This is a genomic window from Psychrobacillus sp. FSL H8-0487 (assembly GCF_038008385.1).
GTDB classification, from domain to species: Bacteria; Bacillota; Bacilli; order Bacillales_A; family Planococcaceae; genus Psychrobacillus; species Psychrobacillus psychrotolerans.
In genome coordinates this window covers 3079850-3096780 of record NZ_JBBOZA010000001.1, presented here as the reverse complement: position 1 = coordinate 3096780, position 16931 = coordinate 3079850, and the positions used below count along the sequence as shown (strand labels likewise).

Genomic DNA, 16931 nt, shown 5'->3' with positions numbered 1-16931 from the left:
ACTGTTTTTTATGTGTATTTATATCAATCAAAAATATAATGGATGACATCTATCGCTTGATCAACAGTTTCTACGGTTACATTCGCCTTGTTTGAAAGCTCTTTTAGTGGGTGAGTCAATGATTCAGGTCTAATAATAATCGTTGGCTTGTTCATAGCAATAGCCGTGCTAGCATCCATTGCAGTATTCCATTGTTTATATTTCTCCCCGAATAAAGCTATGACGATATCCGCTTTTTGCATTAAGACTTGTGTTCGAAAATTATTAATATCTGATGCAGCATCATCTTTATAAAGGTTAGATGGCTGTTTTCCTTGAATTTCTTCACCGATATTGTCTGAACGATCATGGTTTGTTTGAGGCCCTACAAATTCGAGAGGAAGATTTTTTGCGTTTGCTTTTTGTGCAACTTCTTCTCTCCAACCATCATGAATTTGACCTGCTAAATAAACAATAAGTTTCATGCTAATTCCTCCAATACTATTTGACTCTACTCATATAGTATCGAATTTAATGAAGTTTTCAAAGGGAACACCTAAATCTCCTTGCTTCAAATGAGGTGTCCTTCATTTAGCGTGAGCTTGAAATGAAGTTTAAACTGTGTGAAGATAAATTAAATAAGACTTGAGTTAAAGTAGGAGGAGATATATATGACAAAACAAAATAGGCAGTTGTCACACGAGCAACGTGAGGAATTACTCGACATATTGAAGAACCGTTTTGAGAAAAATATGAACCGTCATGACGGGATTGAGTGGAATAGTGTCCAATCAAAGCTAGAAGCGAATGATGATAAACTCTGGACGCTCTATGAAATGGAGAGAACTGAAGGGGAACCTGATGTAGTGGGCTATGATAACGAGAATAACGAATATATTTTCATGGACTGTTCAGCAGAAAGCCCTAAAGGTCGCAGAAGTATTTGTTATGACCGTAAGGCATTGGATTCTAGGAAAAAAAATAAACCAGAGAATTGCGCTATAGATATGGCAACAGAGATGGGCATTGAACTTTTAACAGAGGAACAATATCGGGAGTTGCAGAATCTTGGAAACTTCGATTTAAAAACGTCAAGTTGGGTGCAAACTCCTGACAATATAAGAAAACTTGGAGGAGCTATCTTTTGTGATAGTCGCTACGATACTGTCTTTACGTACCATAATGGGGCAGATTCCTATTATGCCGCAAGGGGATTCCGAGGCTCTCTAAGGGTTTAGAATTATACTTTGAATTGGACTACGAAAATAAGTTGCCAAATTCTAATACAAAATTGACAAAAATAAATAATATTATTAAAAAAAGGTTGGAAATTAATGTACAAAGTTAATGGTAGTTATGAAAGTTAAAGTTGAAAATACGATAATTGAATTTAATGTTCAGTATGGAAATGGAAAGAAGCTATCTATTCATATAGATTCATCAGGTTTCATTACTGTTAAAGCTCCAAAAGACACAAGTAAAGAAGTAATTAATGGAGCAATAGAAAGTAAAGGCACATGGATACTAGAGAAACTCGAGGAGATTAGAAAAGCTCGAGAATTACCTCAGGCAAGAGAGTATCATGCTAATGGCAAGTTCTTATACATGGGAGAAGAAAGATTTCTTCATGAATTAATAGATTGTAGTGATTTAAATGAAGAAGTACTTAAAAGAAATCTGAAGAAATTCTATATGACTAGATGCAAGGCTATTACCGAGGAACGTATAAAAATATATCAAAAACAGCTGAAAGTAAAACCTAAAATTATTGAAATTGTAGAATCTAAAGTTAAATGGGGTAGCTGTAGTTCAGGTAAAAAGATTACCTTTAATTTTCGTCTTGCTATGGCTCCCATTGAAGTAATCGATTATGTAATAATTCATGAGTTATGTCATATTACACATATGAATCATGATCGATCATTTTGGCGACGTGTGGGGAGTATTATGCCAGATTATAAAGAGAAGGAAGAGTATTTAGCAAGGCACAGTCAGTCAATGTCACTTTAAAAACAACTACACTGCTCAAAAGTGTAGTTGTTTTTTTATTAAAACTTTATGTTAATAACATTCGTGACAAAGGATACGTTATAAATTTAATCTTGAATTATTAAAACTGTTCGGCTACAAAGAAAATCTAACTAAATTATATTTCACTGTGCTCATAACCTCCGTGTCCCTTAATTGGTTGCATATTTTATAGAGAGGGGGAAAGTTATATATCGTCCTCTTTGATTAATTTATAGGGGGGAGGAATGGACATGTTGTTTTTTGGAAATGAAATACGGAAAGTAAGTAAAAAAATGGGGCCGTCAGCATGGAGTACTATGCGATTACAAGACCCACGCGTAAACGGACAATTGCGGAAGGATCAGATAGCCCGGGAAAAGGAAGCAAATGAAGCAGAGAAACATAGAAATCGTTTATTGAACAGAGATGACTGATTAGGATAAAAGACGTTGCTTCACCCGGAAAGCTGGGGCTACGTCTTTTTTGTTTTAGGATAAGTATATAAAAATCACCGGGAATATTTCCGTTGCAGGTCGACGCTTTCCGCGTGGTAGATCGGTTTTTCTTATGAAGTTGAGTCTATAATATTTGTTTGTGTATATGTATAATTATAACAAATAGTATTACATAGACGGGGAGGTCATATTATTGTTACTCTACTTTTGATAAGTATCATCTATTCTAGTATGTTAATAACATTAAGGAGATGATATTTATGAAATACAAAAATACAACCAGTGATATTTCCACCGATATGTTAGAAGGTTTTTTCGTAGATTGGCCAAATCCGCCCAGTCCTAAAACCCACTTAATAATGCTAAATAAAAGCAGTAAAGTAATTGTGGCGATTGATGAAAGTACTAATCAAGTAGTTGGATTTATTACTGCGATTAGTGATGGGGTTTTATCTGCCTATATTCCATTTCTGGAGGTTTTACCAGAATACAAAAAGAGAGGTATAGGCAAGGAATTAGTAAATCGCATGCTTAAAGAACTTAATGACATTTATATGATTGATTTGTGTTGTGACGATGACTTGGTTCCTTATTATGATACGTTTGGAATGACTAAAACAAATGGTATGGTTTTAAGAAACTATAAAATGCAATCTGGCAATATAAAAAATTATGAGCAAAAAATCTAAAAGTGTAGTGTAAATCATTATCACTTAACAATAAAACTTTAAAAAGATGCGAATGGTGTTATATAAGGTAATTCCTCTAATGGTAGCCTCTGCTAAGTTGTTTTAAACCAATTAAGTTCGGGGAAACTTAGAAGGAATAATGGATAGATTCAGCGAATTTAGAGAGAATGTATTAAAAAGGGAGCTGGAAGAATGGATACTAATCGCTCATTAATAACAGTAGAAGCAATTGTACATGCACCTGTGGAACAAGTATGGGAATATTGGACAGTACCTGCTCATATAACAAATTGGAATAATGCCTCGGAAGAATGGCATACGCCATACACTGAAAATGATTTAAGAGCTGGGGGGAAATTTGTTTCTAGAATGGAAGCAAAAGATGGAAGCTTTGGCTTTGATTTTGGTGGCCTATATGATGAAGTGCGTTCTCATGAGTTCATCTCTTATACATTGGGGGATGGGAGAAAAGTTGAAATTACATTCATTCCTCAACAAAACGAAACGAAAGTGGTAGAAGTTTTTGAGACTGAAACAACTAATCCAATTGAAATGCAACAAGAAGGTTGGCAGGCAATTTTAAACAATTTCAAAAAATATGCGGAGCAACAATAAATAAAAAGGTGCCTGTTTCTAATACAATTTTGTATTTGGAAACAGGCACCTTTTACTAAAGGAGAAAAAACATGAGAACTTCAGATGAAATATTTGAATTAGTTTTAGGTTACGCAGCAAATGATGAAAGGATTAGAGCAGTAGGGCTAAATGGTTCAAGGACGAATCCCAATGCTCCAAAAGACTTGTTTCAGGATTTTGATATTGTTTATGTGGTAACTGATGTGAATTCATTCATTGAAGATCCACATTGGATAGAGGTATTCGGTGAACGAATCATTATGCAAACTCCCGAGAATATGTCTATGTTTCCGCCAGGTTTAGGTGGTAGGTTCTCCTACCTAATGTTGTTTACTGATGGAAACCGTATTGATCTTACGCTAGTTTCGAATGATGAAAAAGATACATATTACAAAGAGGATAAGTTAACGGTTATTTTAATGGACAAGGATAACGACTCTGCCGAACTCCTGCCCCCAACAGACGAGGATTATTGGGTAAAACGTCCTTCTGAAGAATTCTTCTCCGATTGCTGTAACGAGTTTTGGTGGGTATCTACATATGTGGCGAAGGGCTTGTGGAGAGGTGAAATTCTTTACGCAGCGGAGCATTTAAATAATATTATGAGACCGATGCTGTTAAAGATGCTCGAATGGAAGGTTGGTATTGAACACTCTTACTCCGTCAGTATAGGTAAATTTGGTAAGTACTTGGAGAAGTACCTATCCGAAGAGAATTGGCAAGAACTACTCTCCACTTATGCTGATGGAAGTTATAAAGATATGTGGAGAGCATTATTTGCAATGTTAGTTCTATTTCGTACCACAGCTATATTTGTAGCTGAAGGATTAGGTTATGAATATTCCAGAGAAGAGGATGCCAAAGTTACTGCATACCTAGAGCATATAAGCCATTTATCACCCAACGCAACGAAAATCTATGGGTGAAAGTAAAGTATAAACATTTAAAAGTGTAATTTCCAATTTTATTATTGTACTCTATAGAATAAATTTGAAATAAATGGAAAGTAATATAGTACTGATTTAGACTCATCCTAAGTAATTCTAAAGTGAGTTTTATAAATATTTAAAATAGACTGACTTGTTTTTAATTAAATTTACAAAAGCTTTACAATTGTAGTATTAAAAATTTACACTTTGCCTTTATTCTATAATTAGACAAAATACGTCATAGAACAGACATAACTTATTTTCTTGGAGGTAAGAAATGATTAGCTTGAATAAAGTGAAAATAGGATTGTTACTGCTGTCTATACTTACTGTATTAACAGCATGTTCAAACAATAACAAGGATACTACAGAGTCAAGTGGTAATAATGCAACAGTATCTATTTCCGGATCTACTTCCGTAGGACCGCTAGCTGAAAAATTAGCAGCAAAATATACAGAGAAAGACAACACGAATATCGAGATAAATCAAATTGGTTCCTCAGCGGGAATTACAAACGCTATTAGTGGGGTGTCGGAGATAGGAATGTCTTCGCGTGATTTAAAAGAAGAAGAAGTTGCAAGTGGGTTGAATGAAGTAATTATTGCTTATGATGGAATTGTAGTAGTAACTCATCCAAGTAATAAAGTAAAAGATTTAACGATGGAGCAGGTTAAACAGATTTTTACTGGGGAAGTAACAAACTGGAGTGAACTCGGTGGAGATGACTTAGAAATTGTAGTAGTTTCTCGCGAGGACGGATCAGGTTCACGGGATGCCTTTCAAGAAATAGTAGAATATAGCTCTGGAGAGTTAATCAGAAACTCGATCATTGCAAGCGGTAATGGAAATATTAAAACAACAGTTGCTAACAATAAACATGCAGTTGGTTTTATCTCTTTTGAATATATTGATGAGAACATTTCAACAATTGACATTAATGGTGTAGAAGCTACAGCAGAAAATGTTTTACAAAAAAAATACAGCTTGTCTAGGCCATTCTTGTTTGTCTATAAAGAAGGAAAATTAACTGAGGCAGGACAGCAATTTATAGATTTTATACTAAGTGAAGAAGGACAACTCATTGCAGCAGAAGCAGGAGCTATCCCTATAAAGTAGATATAGATGAATTAGGAAGACAACAACATAAACTTTTGACTTACTTTTGGAGGAATAAGAGTGTCTATCCCAACAACTAACAAGCAGACCGTCGAAATCGGCAAAGCAAACAAGAGAAAGTATATGTTAGAGAAGGTGTCGCAAAGACTATTCTTAATTTGTGCACTTCTCTCCGTAATCACTTTATTGTTAATCATTGGATTTGTATTTTATAAAGGTGCCCATCCATTTGTAGCGGAGGGCTATAGCTTTATAGATTTTATATTTGGTAGTGATTGGGTACCGAGTGAAGATAAATTCGGTATATTCCCAATGATTGTTGCATCTATTTTTGCGACAATTGGAGCGTTAATCATTGGAGTTCCTATTGGTCTATTTACAGCTATTTTCTTAGCTGAAATTGCCTCAGAACGATTAGCAAAGATTATTTCACCAGCAGTACAATTACTAGCAGGTATTCCATCAGTGTTATATGGTGTGTTTGGACTTGCTATCATTGTTCCATTTTTACAAAATACTTTCGGTTTAGTGAAAGGGCAAAGCCTAATCGCAGTTATTCTAGTGCTAGCAATCATGATGTTACCAACCATTGTAACGGTTGCTGAAACTGCCATTCGTGCAGTGCCGCAAACATATCGTGAAGGATCACTAGCTCTCGGGGTATCGCAAATTGGGACAATTTTTAAAGTTATTGTACCAGCAGCAAAATCTGGTATTATGACTGCCATTGTATTAGGTCTTGGTCGTGCAATTGGAGAAACAATGGCAGTTATCTTAGTAGCTGGGAACAGCTTAATCGTGCCAACTAGCTTAACAGATAGTGTGCGTCCATTAACGACAAATATTGCTTTAGAAATGGGTTATGCATTCGGAACTCATCAAGAAATGTTATTTGCTACGGGAATTGTTTTATTCTCGTTTATCTTAATACTAAATTTCGTTTTAGCAAAAATAAGTTCCAAAGGAGGCAACTAAGATGAGACAATTTAAAGATAACTTACTCCGAGGACTTTTGTGGTTATCAGCTTTCTTATCAGTTGCCGTTCTTGTTATGATTGTAGGTTTTATCTTTTATAAGGGAATTGGTTTGATCAGCTTCGACTTTATCTTTGGTGATTATTCTCCAGATGGAGATGGTGGTATTTGGCCAATGATCGTAACGACTATATACACAGTCCTTATCTCGTTAGTCATCGCAACACCTATTGGAATATTGGCAGCCGTTTATCTACAGGAATATGCAAAACAAGGCCGATTAGTAAGACTAATACGATTTGCAACGGAAAGTTTAACAGGAATACCATCTATTATTTACGGTTTGTTTGGAGCGGTGTTCTTTGTTACAACATTAAAATTAGGTATGTCGATATTAGCAGCTTCATTAACTCTAACGATTATTGTATTACCTGTAATTATACGGACAACTGAAGAAGCTTTAAAAACAGTTCCAGGTTCGTACCGAGAAGGTTCACTAGCGCTTGGGACAACAAAATTACAAACACTGTATAAAGTAATTTTACCAAGCTCAATGCCAGGTATACTATCTGGTATTATCCTTTCAGTCGGAAGAATTGTTGGTGAGTCAGCTGCTATCTTCTTAACTGCTGGAACCGTGGCAGCTATGCCAGACAGCATTCTATCATCTGCTAGAACCTTAACTGTTCATTCGTATCTAGTTACACAAGAATCTGGAGATATTGAACTTGCTGCAGCTGTAGGTATAGTTTTAATCGTAATTATATTAGCAATTAACCTTTCGGCAACATATATTTCGAAAAAATTTAACAGAGCTACAAATAAATAAGAGTATGTTAAGTCCACAGTAATTGAACATGCAGAGCTAATGACCAAATAAATTACGTAGGGAAGGTATTTTAGCATATGGAGCAAAGTAAAGAAGCAACTATAATCAATGTAAGAGATTTAAATTTATTTTATGGCGAGAAACAAGCATTATTCGGAGTCGATCTTGCTATTCAGGAAAAAGAGGTTACAGCTTTAATCGGTCCATCTGGCTGTGGGAAATCTACTTTTTTACGCACACTAAATCGTATGAATGATTTAATCGATGGTGTGAAAATTACAGGAGAAATTGTCATTGATCATGAAGATATTTATAAATCTAATGATGTTATCAAACTCAGAACGAAGGTAGGAATGGTATTTCAAAAACCAAATCTATTTCCTATGAGTATTTATGACAACGTGGCTTACGGACCAAAAATGCAAGGTATTAAAAACAAAAAAGAATTAAATATAATTGTAGAAGAAAGTTTACGTAGTGCAGCAATTTGGGATGAAGTAAAAGATCGTCTTAAAACATCGGCCCTAGGATTGTCAGGCGGTCAGCAACAACGTGTATGTATTGCTCGTGCAATAGCGATGAAACCTGATATTATTTTAATGGACGAGCCTACTTCCGCATTAGACCCGATTTCTACTCTAAAAATAGAAGAACTAATCACCAATATGAAAGAAGATTATACAATTGTTATTGTGACACATAACATGCAACAGGCTGCTCGAATCTCCGATAAAACCGCATTTTTCTTAAATGGAGAAGTAGTAGAATACGATGATACAGATAATATTTTCTCCACCCCGCAGGATCAGAGAACAGAAGACTATGTTACAGGTCGATTTGGATAATAGGAGGTTACCAATGGGTATTCGTGTAAACTTTGAAAATAATTTAGAAGAACTAAAGAGTAAGATTATCGAAATGGGTGAACTCTCAGTTGTCGCTCTAGAAAAATCTTTTAAGGCGTTAAAAACACAGGATGTGGAGATTGCTCTAAAAGTAATTGAAGGAGATACAGCGATTGATAATCTTGAAATAGAAGTAAATCAGTTCTCCATATGGATGATAGCGAAAGAATCACCTGTTTCCAGAGATTTGCGTGAAATAATTGGTGTCCTTAAAATTTCATCTGAAATTGAACGGGTCGCAGATTTTGCTGTAAATATTGCAAAAGCAACGATTAAAATCGGCAATACTGAATCTTTACTAGATATTACCCATCTAGAAAAGATGAAAGATATATCGATTGAAATGCTTCGAAAAGCATTACAATCATTCTTAGAGGAAAATATCCTGCTTGCTAAAGAAGTGGGAGATTTAGAGGACAATGTAGATCAATATAGTAGAGAGACATATAAAAAACTTACTGCTTATCTAAGTGAACATCCAGAAGAAACAAGTCAGCTTGTACAATTATTATTTGTTAATCGCTTTTTAGAGAGAACAGCAGACCATATTACGAATATCGCTGAAAGCACAGCTTATTTGATAAAAGGTCAAATATATGATTTCAATTCATAGGCAAATGAAATCGAACTGGTGGAGAAAATGAAAAATTTCTCTTCCAGTTTTTTTTATACTAGCTCACATTGTGCTATTCTAGTAATGATTAGTTCCGTATGATATCTACTTATGCGGACATTGGGAGGTTTATAAATGGAGAATAATGATATATTAATCAGATTGAGATATGCCCTTGATATAAAGAATAAGGATATGGTAGAGGTATTTAAACTTGGTGGTGTGGAAGTAACTAAAGAGGAAGTTCTCAAAATTCTTACCAAAGCAAAAGAGGAAAGTGAAGAGGAAGAAGTAGTAGAGGATGAAAACCACATCAAGTGTAATAATAAAATGTTAGAATCGTTTTTGAATGGACTAATCACGCATAAAAGAGGCAAGCAGGATCCAAAACCGGAACAGCCAGCAGATACGGAGCCAGTTGTACAGCAGAAGGATCACGTGAATAATATGCTGTTGAAAAAGCTTAAAGTAGCTCTACAATTAACAACAGAAGATATGCTAGATGTGTTGCATGATGGTGGTATTGTAGTTTCAAAAGGTGAGCTTGGAGCTATTTTACGAAAACCAGGTCATCGTAATTATAAAGAATGCGGAGACAATTTTGCGCGCAAATTCCTTAAAGGCTTAGCGGTTAAATATAGAAGTTAAATTAAAAAGAGCGAATTCCATTGGTAATGGGAATTCGTCTTTTTAGTTTAGTCATAAGAAATGGTGCAATTCATTTCATTCCTCAACATCCTGAAAGGATGATTAGAAGTGGAAATATATCCTGTTGCGGCAGTAAATCATGGCAGTCCGCGAGTAATCAGAGAGGGAGCGCGAGTATTCCATTCTTCTCCGCGAGTATTCCATTCTTCTCCGCGAGTAAGCATTGGTCGATAGCGAGTATTCACCCATCGACCGCGAGTATATGATCTTTCATGTCCACGAATTAAAGGGAAAAGAGCGAATTCCAGTAGTTGGAATTCGCTCTTTTTAAGACTTTACGCCTTCTGGTAGTGTAGTTAATACTTCCTTTAAAGTAGTAAGCTCCTCAGCATTTAAAGGAACCATAGGTAGGCGAACTCCACCCACTGGAACACCTTTTAAATTCAATGCTGTTTTAACAGGTGTAGGATTTGGAGCTGCAAATAATGCTTTCATGACAGGCAATAGTCTGCGATGATCCATTGCAGCTTCTCTTACATTGCCATTATTAAACTTTGCGATCATTGCTTGCATTTCATTTCCTATAATATGCGAAGCTACGGAAATAACACCCGTTCCACCAATTGATAGCACCGGAATTGTTAAACCGTCATCGCCACTATACAGCGAAAAGTCCTCACGAGTATTACTAATAATTTCAGACATAGTATCCAAATTGCCGCCAGCTTCTTTGATAGCAACGATATTTGGAATCTCTGAAAGTCGGATGATGGTATCTAATGACATGTTGACCACGCTTCGACCTGGAATATTGTATAGCATAATCGGCAATGATGTTGTTGCAGCAATTGTTTGGAAGTGTTGGTACAAGCCTTCTTGAGATGGTTTGTTATAATAAGGAACAACAAGCATAATACCATCGACACCAGCATCAGTAGCCTGTTTTGTTAAATTGATAGAAGCTTTTGTGCTATATGAGCCGGTTCCAGCAATAACTGGCACTCTACCATTTACAACTTCAACTGTAAATTTAAACAGCTGTACTTTTTCTTCATCAGTTAACGTCGGAGACTCTCCGGTTGTTCCAGACACAACCAAACCTTGTGTTCCATTGGAGATTAAGTAATTTATTAAGTTTCTTGTAGCTGGAAAGTCTATATCCTCATTATGATCAAAAGGAGTAACCATAGCCGTTAATATTTGTCCAAAATTCATAACTTCTCCACATCCTATAATTTATTATTAAAAATTCAGGGAGAAGGGCTTCATCAATTACACTTCGGTGTAATTGTGTCCAGATTTTGAATTGCGCTAGCGCAATTAACTCCAAAGTCTGTGACATCCACCGGAGGCTTAACTTGAGATTTGTTTGGTAGTCAAGTTAAGTAAACGCGAAAAAGCAACAACGAGGGCTCGTTGTTGCAGTAGAAATAGAGTAATATTTCTGTGCGTAAGATAGCCCTCCATATAGTCTCCTATATGACAATTCAGTGTTTGTTCAACAGCTGAACCAGCTTCAAGAAAAATGAGATTCTTTCAACTTCGGCAAATTCCCCTTTCCACAAATGTCCTAGGATCTCATTATCCTCTAATTGTGTACTAATGGTTTTTGCGCCTCTATCCTTACTTCAAATATAATTGAAATAAGAGAATATTTAATTATTAAAATAATACATGACTTTTAATACTATTGCAACAGTTTACCTGTAAAATAAATATTAAGTAGTAAAATCCGTCAAAGTTGATCTTCACTCCAGGTGGACGCTTTCCGCGGATATGGCTTCACTCCTCATCACTGGAGTCGCCACCTTGCGCTACAATCAACGGAGTCCAATTTTATATTGATATAAGTAATTTGAAATTGACCCAAATAACTTTTAAGTTAGTTCTATTAATAAGTTTAATATGTAAAAACCATACTATATAAGAGGTGAAGAGAATGTATAAATTATTGTCCCATAATGATTTAGATGGTGTCGGATGTGGTATTTTAGCAAAGCTAGCATTTGGTGAGAATGTAAAGGTGCGCTATAATTCGATTTCATCTCTTAATCGGGAGATTGAATATTTTTTAGAAAATGATGAACCTGATACATTTTTATTCGTAACGGATTTGACGCCGAACGGGGATAATGAAAAAAGATTAAATGATTTTTACAATGCAAATGGGAAGGTACAACTAATCGATCATCATAAATCAGCGTTGCACTTTAATGATTATGAATGGGGATATATTTTAGTGGAAGATCAGGAAGGCAAATTAACTTCTGCTACATCCTTATTATATGAGTACCTTGTATCCAACAAATTATTGGAACCAACTGCTGCAGTAACAGAATTTGTAGAATTAGTTAGACAGTATGATACATGGGAATGGGAAAAGAACGGGAATCATCAGGCACATTCCCTAAACTCATTGTTCTATTTAATATCGATGGAAGAATTTGAAGAAAAAATAATGGAACGACTTCGTACGAGTGACCATTTTGATTTTGATGAATTTGAAAAGAAAATATTGAAAATGGAATCCGAGAAGATTGATCGCTATATTCGTCGTAAGAAAAGAGAGATTGTACAGGCAAAAGTGGGAGACCATATTGCTGGGGTGGTCTACGCGGAAACGTATCATTCGGAGTTAGGTAATGAACTTGGCAAAGAGTTTCCACATCTCGATTACATCGCAATTGTAATCATGGGAGGAAAAAGAATTTCTCTTCGTACAATTTATGATCATGTCGATGTTTCTGAAGTTGCTGGACAGTTCGGTGGCGGAGGACATCAAAAAGCATCAGGATGTACTTTAACGGAGGAAGCATATAAGTTATTTGTTTTGGACACTTTCCATCTGTCCTCAATACCAGAAGATGCAAAAAGAAATCAGTATAATTTGAAACAATCGGCTTTCGGTTCGTTTTATAAAAATAGAAATAATGACACGTTCATCTTATATTCTAAAAATAATCAAGATTGGATTCTCGAAAAAAATAAAATCGAATTAGAAGAAACCTTTACAAGCTTTGAAGATGGCGAACGTTTCTTAAAGAGAAACTATGAGGCAGCTTTAGTAAGGGATGATCTGTTTGTCGATTATTTAATGAGTGAAGTGAAGAAGAGAGAGGACGCTTGAGGACAAGGGTTACTGAGTTTTACTGGCGTTCACTCTATTGAATACTAGCGAATGGTTCTTACATACTCGCTCTCGAGTTATTTTTACCCGTGAAACAGAATATCTTTCCAAATTCCTCTTTCTCCAATGAAACTGATAGATTGAATATAAATAGGATAATAAGGTATCATTAAGGCCGAAAGCATCCTTATATAAACAATTGAACGCAATAATGATTGGGGGAAAAATTAAGTGGAAATTGGTATAACAACGTTTGTGGAAACCACTCCAGATGTAAAAACTGGAAAAGTAATTAGTCATGCGGAGCGTATTCGTGAGGTTGTGGAAGAAATAGTATTAGCAGATGAAGTTGGGCTAGATGTATTCGGTGTAGGAGAACATCATCGCAAGGATTACGCGGCTTCCGCGCCCGCTGTTCTTCTGGCTGCAGCTGCGTCACGGACGAAGAATATAAGACTAACTAGTGCTGTAACAGTACTTTCATCAGATGATCCAGTGCGAGTATTTGAGGAATTTTCTACATTAGACGCTATTTCCAATGGTCGAGCAGAGATCATGGCAGGGCGTGGTTCCTTTATCGAATCTTTCCCACTCTTTGGATATGATTTAAAGGATTATGATGAATTGTATGAAGAAAAGTTAGATTTACTCTTAAAAATACGTGAGTCTGAAATGGTTTCATGGAGTGGTCAGCATCGAGCTGCGATTCAGAATCGTGGGGTTTATCCACGTCCCGTACAAGACCCACTTCCCGTTTGGATTGCGAGCGGTGGAACACCGCAATCTGTTGCTCGAGCTGGATTCCTTGGATTGCCACTAGTGTTGGCAATTATCGGAGGTAGCCCACTCCAGTTTGAGCCACTCGTGAAACTGTATAAGAAAGCCGCGACTCAAGCAGGACATGATGTATCAAAGTTAACGGTTGCATCGCACTCGCACGGGTTTGTGGCAGAATCTACGGATATTGCAGTAGAAAAATTTTTCCCACCAACACAGCAAGCAATGAACGTTATAGGAAGAGAGCGCGGATGGGGTCCGTATACTCGTTCGACATTCGATGATGCACGTAGCTTGGAAGGTGCTTTATACGTTGGAGATGTGAAGACAGTAGCTGAAAAGATTATTTTCTTACGTAAAAATGTGGGTATTACTCGCTTTATGCTGCATGTACCAGTTGGATCAATGCCTCATGAAGACGTGATGAAAGCAATTGAACTACTTGGCAAAGAAGTGGCACCAATTGTTCGTGCAGAAATAGATAGATGGGAATCAGCTGGTGAAGTTGAAAGTAATTAATTTATTTCTGCGTATCAGTTTATAAAGAAGATAAAAAAGGGGACGATTTTCGTTCTCTTTTTTTTGTTTTTGCTATTATGAAGCAGCGGTTTGACTCATAGAAATAGAAAGAGGAATAATTCTGTAGCTTAAAGTAAATCATCAATACGTTGAATGTTATAATTATAATAGTAATTGGAGTGGAATTTATAAATAAGAAGTGAAGGTGAGTAATGATATGAACAAAGAATTAATCATTAATACCGATGCTTGTTACAAGCAGGCAGAAGAGAAGGCCAATCATTATTTTCAATCACTTTATACGCAGGTTCAACAGAAGACATATGTGAAAGTTCTTACAGAAGATATACATTTGTGGAAACATAATCATATACGACACCATTCAATACTTTCTCTGTTTTCCAGGGGGAAAGGAAAAGCTAATACGAGTGGATATCACAGTTATATAAAGTGGCTAAATTATACAGGGAAATTAGATAATTATTTGAATCGAAGCATTTCATATATATTTATGAGAGATTTAGGAAAAGCGTTGAATTCCCCAGAAACGGAAAGTCGAATCCGAAATGTAGTGGGAAGTTTGAAAACTCATCTTATCTCTTCAGCAACAGATCGAGAGAATGATAGTGAAATGTTCAATATGACTGCCTTGTATCGCCTGGCTCAGAAAGAAGGCGTGGAATCGACATTCATCTGGCTGATCAATAAGTTAAAAAATGTATCCGCTAATATTCCTACAGGGATGGAGGCTGAGCATGCCCAACGAAAACTTATTAAAATCATTGCAGGGGTAATCATGCAAGAAATAGAAGAAATGAATGGGGATGTTTCTCCAGAAGAGCGAAAGTATAGGCTTGATAAAGCGATAAGGCTAGGGTTTTCCTATGGACTTACGTATCCATTTATTGACGATCTTCTAGATGCCAAAATTCTAACAGTAGAGGAAGAAAAACAATATGCTAATCTGATACGCACTACCCTTACTACGGGAATAGTTCCCGAACTAGGTGATTGGAAAGGGGAAAATGCGGAACTGATTGGCTATATTCACTCAGAACTTAGTGAAGCATTTGAATATATTAAGGAACATCAGCGACCAGAGACAAGAAATAACTTTTTCGAGCAATCTTATGTGTTTTTCAACTCTCAAGAAGTGGATCGCAAAAATGATTTGGCTTATCCAGAATATACGAATGAGGAGCTTTATATACCAGTCATTCTAAAATCTGCATCTTCTCGATTGATTGTTCGTTCTGTAATTGGTGCTTCTGAGGATGAAGGTTTTGACAGTCGAACATTTTTTTACGGAATCTACAATCAACTTGCGGATGATTTTGCAGATATGTTTGATGATATGGAGGAAGGGGCGGTAACTCCCTACACATATTACTTGAAGTATCACGATAAACGGCCAGATCTCATAAATCCATTTGAAATGTACTGGACAGTAATCTCTAATTTGATTCATCATGTTTATGATTCGGATCAAATGACGCGTGAAGTTATTTTAGACCGAGCTATCAATGGTCTTAAAAGATTTAAGGAGCGGGTAGGTTCCGGAAAATATAAGGAGGTAATGAACCTTTTTGCTTCTGGAAACCCTACTTTCAATAAACTAATCCAAGAGATGGTTCGAAAAGCAGATGATGTAGATTTCTTCGATAAGCTGCTGCGTGACCATATGATTACAAGCTTGAAAAATAATAGACAGGGACAGGAAGAATTTATAGAAAACGCCAAAACTGTCCGGAATCAGATTAACGAAGTTCTAGATCTCACAAAACCTGATAAGTCGCCTGATTCCATTATAGATGCTGCGAATTACAGTCTACAAGGTGATGGAAAACGTTTAAGACCAATAGTCACTTGGTTTATGGGAGTCAATGCATATGGGTTAAAAAGCTCAGAGCTAGAACCACTTTTAAAATCATTAGAGTATATGCATACAGCTTCTCTCATTTTTGACGATCTTCCATCTCAAGATAATGCTTCACTCCGCAGAGGTCGGCCTACCCTCCATGAGGTTTATAATGTTTCCATCGCAGAGTTAACAGGACTTTTCTTGACTCAGAAAGCTATTTGGGAGCAAACGACATTGGATCAGTTCGATTCGAAAGTTGTGTTGAAACTCATCCAGTATTCTGCCCAAGTGACGGCCGATATGTGTAGAGGTCAGGCAATGGACTTAAATTCAAAAGGCGAACAATTATCTTTGGACCAATTAAATAACATGTGCTTCTACAAAACAGGACTTGGATTTGAAGCATCTATTCTAATGCCTGCAATCCTTGCCAATACTAGCGAATTAGAAATTGAAGCATTGAAAAAGTTTGCACGCCATGCAGGTATTGCATTTCAGATTAAAGATGACCTCCTTGATGTAGAAGGAGATACAGCTTTGTTAGGGAAAACGGTTGGGAAGGATTCCGAAAATAACAGCTCTACTTTCGTTTCTATATTAGGGGTTGATGATGCCAAAAAAGAGATGTGGGAAAATTACTGTGTTGCCATGGAATCATTACATGACGTGCCAAGAGATACAACTTTTTTGAAGCACTTTTTGGATTATATTATTAATCGAGACAAGTAGACATAGTTTTAGAGACTACCATTAAGTTTTTATTTTCAAGACTTAATGGTAATCTCTTTTTATTTTGAATAAAGTAAGGAAGCGGCTGAAGCCGTGCCCATGGAAAGCGTCCGCTCGGAGCGGAAATCAACTG

At 36.3% G+C, this 16931-nt stretch carries 17 protein-coding genes and 1 riboswitch; of the genes, 15 read left to right on the top strand and 2 right to left on the bottom strand.

Annotated features, from left to right (window positions below; all coding sequences use genetic code 11):
* Nucleotides 1-23 precede the first annotated feature (23 nt).
* Nucleotides 24-464, bottom strand: coding sequence for a YtoQ family protein (locus MHI47_RS15890; RefSeq protein ID WP_340831451.1), 441 nt, complete (start codon nt 462-464; stop codon nt 24-26).
* A gap of 186 nt (nt 465-650) precedes the next feature.
* On the opposite strand from MHI47_RS15890, the gene MHI47_RS15885 reads away from it, so the two are divergent.
* From MHI47_RS15885 to MHI47_RS15830, 12 genes are all read left to right on the top strand, one after another.
* Complete coding sequence (locus MHI47_RS15885) at nt 651-1217, top strand: DUF4256 domain-containing protein (protein ID WP_340831450.1); 567 nt, start codon at nt 651-653, stop codon at nt 1215-1217.
* A gap of 118 nt (nt 1218-1335) precedes the next feature.
* A complete protein-coding gene (locus tag MHI47_RS15880; RefSeq protein ID WP_093538194.1) occupies nt 1336-1989 on the top strand; it encodes a M48 family metallopeptidase in 654 nt (217 codons plus the stop codon).
* A gap of 245 nt (nt 1990-2234) precedes the next feature.
* The gene (locus MHI47_RS15875) at nt 2235-2423 is read left to right on the top strand and encodes a hypothetical protein (protein ID WP_093538080.1); all 189 of its coding nucleotides are present in this window, start codon (nt 2235-2237) and stop codon (nt 2421-2423) included.
* A 281-nt stretch (nt 2424-2704) separates the two neighbouring features.
* Nucleotides 2705-3133, top strand: a complete 429-nt coding sequence (locus MHI47_RS15870; RefSeq protein WP_093538081.1) for a GNAT family N-acetyltransferase — start codon at nt 2705-2707, stop codon at nt 3131-3133.
* Nucleotides 3134-3325: 192 nt separating this feature from the next.
* Nucleotides 3326-3748, top strand: coding sequence for an SRPBCC family protein (locus tag MHI47_RS15865; RefSeq protein ID WP_340831449.1), 423 nt, complete (start codon nt 3326-3328; stop codon nt 3746-3748).
* Between the two features lie 71 nt (nt 3749-3819).
* Nucleotides 3820-4695 (top strand): aminoglycoside 6-adenylyltransferase, encoded by an 876-nt coding sequence (locus tag MHI47_RS15860; RefSeq protein WP_340831448.1) that lies wholly within the window; start codon nt 3820-3822, stop codon nt 4693-4695.
* 280 nt (nt 4696-4975) lie between these two features.
* The gene (locus MHI47_RS15855) at nt 4976-5815 is read left to right on the top strand and encodes a phosphate ABC transporter substrate-binding protein (RefSeq protein ID WP_340831447.1); all 840 of its coding nucleotides are present in this window, start codon (nt 4976-4978) and stop codon (nt 5813-5815) included.
* 60 nt (nt 5816-5875) lie between these two features.
* Nucleotides 5876-6790 carry a phosphate ABC transporter permease subunit PstC gene (gene pstC / locus MHI47_RS15850; protein ID WP_245762741.1) on the top strand — a complete coding sequence of 305 codons (915 nt, stop codon included), beginning with the start codon at nt 5876-5878 and terminating at the stop codon, nt 6788-6790.
* A 1-nt stretch (nt 6791) separates the two neighbouring features.
* Nucleotides 6792-7619 carry a phosphate ABC transporter permease PstA gene (gene pstA / locus MHI47_RS15845; protein WP_093538084.1) on the top strand — a complete coding sequence of 276 codons (828 nt, stop codon included), beginning with the start codon at nt 6792-6794 and terminating at the stop codon, nt 7617-7619.
* Nucleotides 7620-7696: 77 nt separating this feature from the next.
* Nucleotides 7697-8464 carry a phosphate ABC transporter ATP-binding protein PstB gene (pstB, locus tag MHI47_RS15840; protein WP_340770194.1) on the top strand — a complete coding sequence of 256 codons (768 nt, stop codon included), beginning with the start codon at nt 7697-7699 and terminating at the stop codon, nt 8462-8464.
* Between the two features lie 13 nt (nt 8465-8477).
* Nucleotides 8478-9137, top strand: a complete 660-nt coding sequence (gene phoU, locus MHI47_RS15835) for a phosphate signaling complex protein PhoU (protein ID WP_340763452.1) — start codon at nt 8478-8480, stop codon at nt 9135-9137.
* A gap of 135 nt (nt 9138-9272) precedes the next feature.
* A complete protein-coding gene (locus tag MHI47_RS15830; protein WP_093538087.1) occupies nt 9273-9785 on the top strand; it encodes a YehS family protein in 513 nt (170 codons plus the stop codon).
* Nucleotides 9786-10112: 327 nt separating this feature from the next.
* On the opposite strand, the gene dapA is transcribed toward MHI47_RS15830, so the two are convergent.
* A complete protein-coding gene (gene dapA / locus MHI47_RS15825) occupies nt 10113-11000 on the bottom strand; it encodes a 4-hydroxy-tetrahydrodipicolinate synthase (RefSeq protein WP_093538088.1) in 888 nt (295 codons plus the stop codon).
* Nucleotides 11001-11233: 233 nt separating this feature from the next.
* A riboswitch (Lysine riboswitch) is annotated at nt 11234-11413 on the bottom strand.
* Nucleotides 11414-11724: 311 nt separating this feature from the next.
* On the opposite strand from dapA, the gene MHI47_RS15820 reads away from it, so the two are divergent.
* From MHI47_RS15820 to MHI47_RS15810, 3 genes are all read left to right on the top strand, one after another.
* Complete coding sequence (locus MHI47_RS15820; protein ID WP_340831446.1) at nt 11725-12912, top strand: DHH family phosphoesterase; 1188 nt, start codon at nt 11725-11727, stop codon at nt 12910-12912.
* 231 nt (nt 12913-13143) lie between these two features.
* Complete coding sequence (locus tag MHI47_RS15815; protein ID WP_340831445.1) at nt 13144-14208, top strand: LLM class flavin-dependent oxidoreductase; 1065 nt, start codon at nt 13144-13146, stop codon at nt 14206-14208.
* Nucleotides 14209-14425: 217 nt separating this feature from the next.
* Nucleotides 14426-16798, top strand: coding sequence for a polyprenyl synthetase family protein (locus MHI47_RS15810; RefSeq protein ID WP_340831444.1), 2373 nt, complete (start codon nt 14426-14428; stop codon nt 16796-16798).
* Nucleotides 16799-16931 lie beyond the last annotated feature (133 nt).

Coding starts and splice junctions, on each gene's coding strand:
- MHI47_RS15875 (WP_093538080.1), top strand. CDS start 2,235: ATGGACATGTTGTTTTTTGGAAATGAAATACGGAAAGTAAGTAAAAAA.
- MHI47_RS15870 (WP_093538081.1), top strand. CDS start 2,705: ATGAAATACAAAAATACAACCAGTGATATTTCCACCGATATGTTAGAA.
- phoU (WP_340763452.1), top strand. CDS start 8,478: ATGGGTATTCGTGTAAACTTTGAAAATAATTTAGAAGAACTAAAGAGT.
- MHI47_RS15860 (WP_340831448.1), top strand. CDS start 3,820: ATGAGAACTTCAGATGAAATATTTGAATTAGTTTTAGGTTACGCAGCA.
- MHI47_RS15855 (WP_340831447.1), top strand. CDS start 4,976: ATGATTAGCTTGAATAAAGTGAAAATAGGATTGTTACTGCTGTCTATA.
- MHI47_RS15820 (WP_340831446.1), top strand. CDS start 11,725: ATGTATAAATTATTGTCCCATAATGATTTAGATGGTGTCGGATGTGGT.
- MHI47_RS15865 (WP_340831449.1), top strand. CDS start 3,326: ATGGATACTAATCGCTCATTAATAACAGTAGAAGCAATTGTACATGCA.
- MHI47_RS15885 (WP_340831450.1), top strand. CDS start 651: ATGACAAAACAAAATAGGCAGTTGTCACACGAGCAACGTGAGGAATTA.
- pstA (WP_093538084.1), top strand. CDS start 6,792: ATGAGACAATTTAAAGATAACTTACTCCGAGGACTTTTGTGGTTATCA.
- MHI47_RS15830 (WP_093538087.1), top strand. CDS start 9,273: ATGGAGAATAATGATATATTAATCAGATTGAGATATGCCCTTGATATA.
- dapA (WP_093538088.1), bottom strand. CDS start 11,000: ATGAATTTTGGACAAATATTAACGGCTATGGTTACTCCTTTTGATCAT.
- pstB (WP_340770194.1), top strand. CDS start 7,697: ATGGAGCAAAGTAAAGAAGCAACTATAATCAATGTAAGAGATTTAAAT.
- MHI47_RS15890 (WP_340831451.1), bottom strand. CDS start 464: ATGAAACTTATTGTTTATTTAGCAGGTCAAATTCATGATGGTTGGAGA.
- MHI47_RS15880 (WP_093538194.1), top strand. CDS start 1,336: ATGAAAGTTAAAGTTGAAAATACGATAATTGAATTTAATGTTCAGTAT.
- MHI47_RS15810 (WP_340831444.1), top strand. CDS start 14,426: ATGAACAAAGAATTAATCATTAATACCGATGCTTGTTACAAGCAGGCA.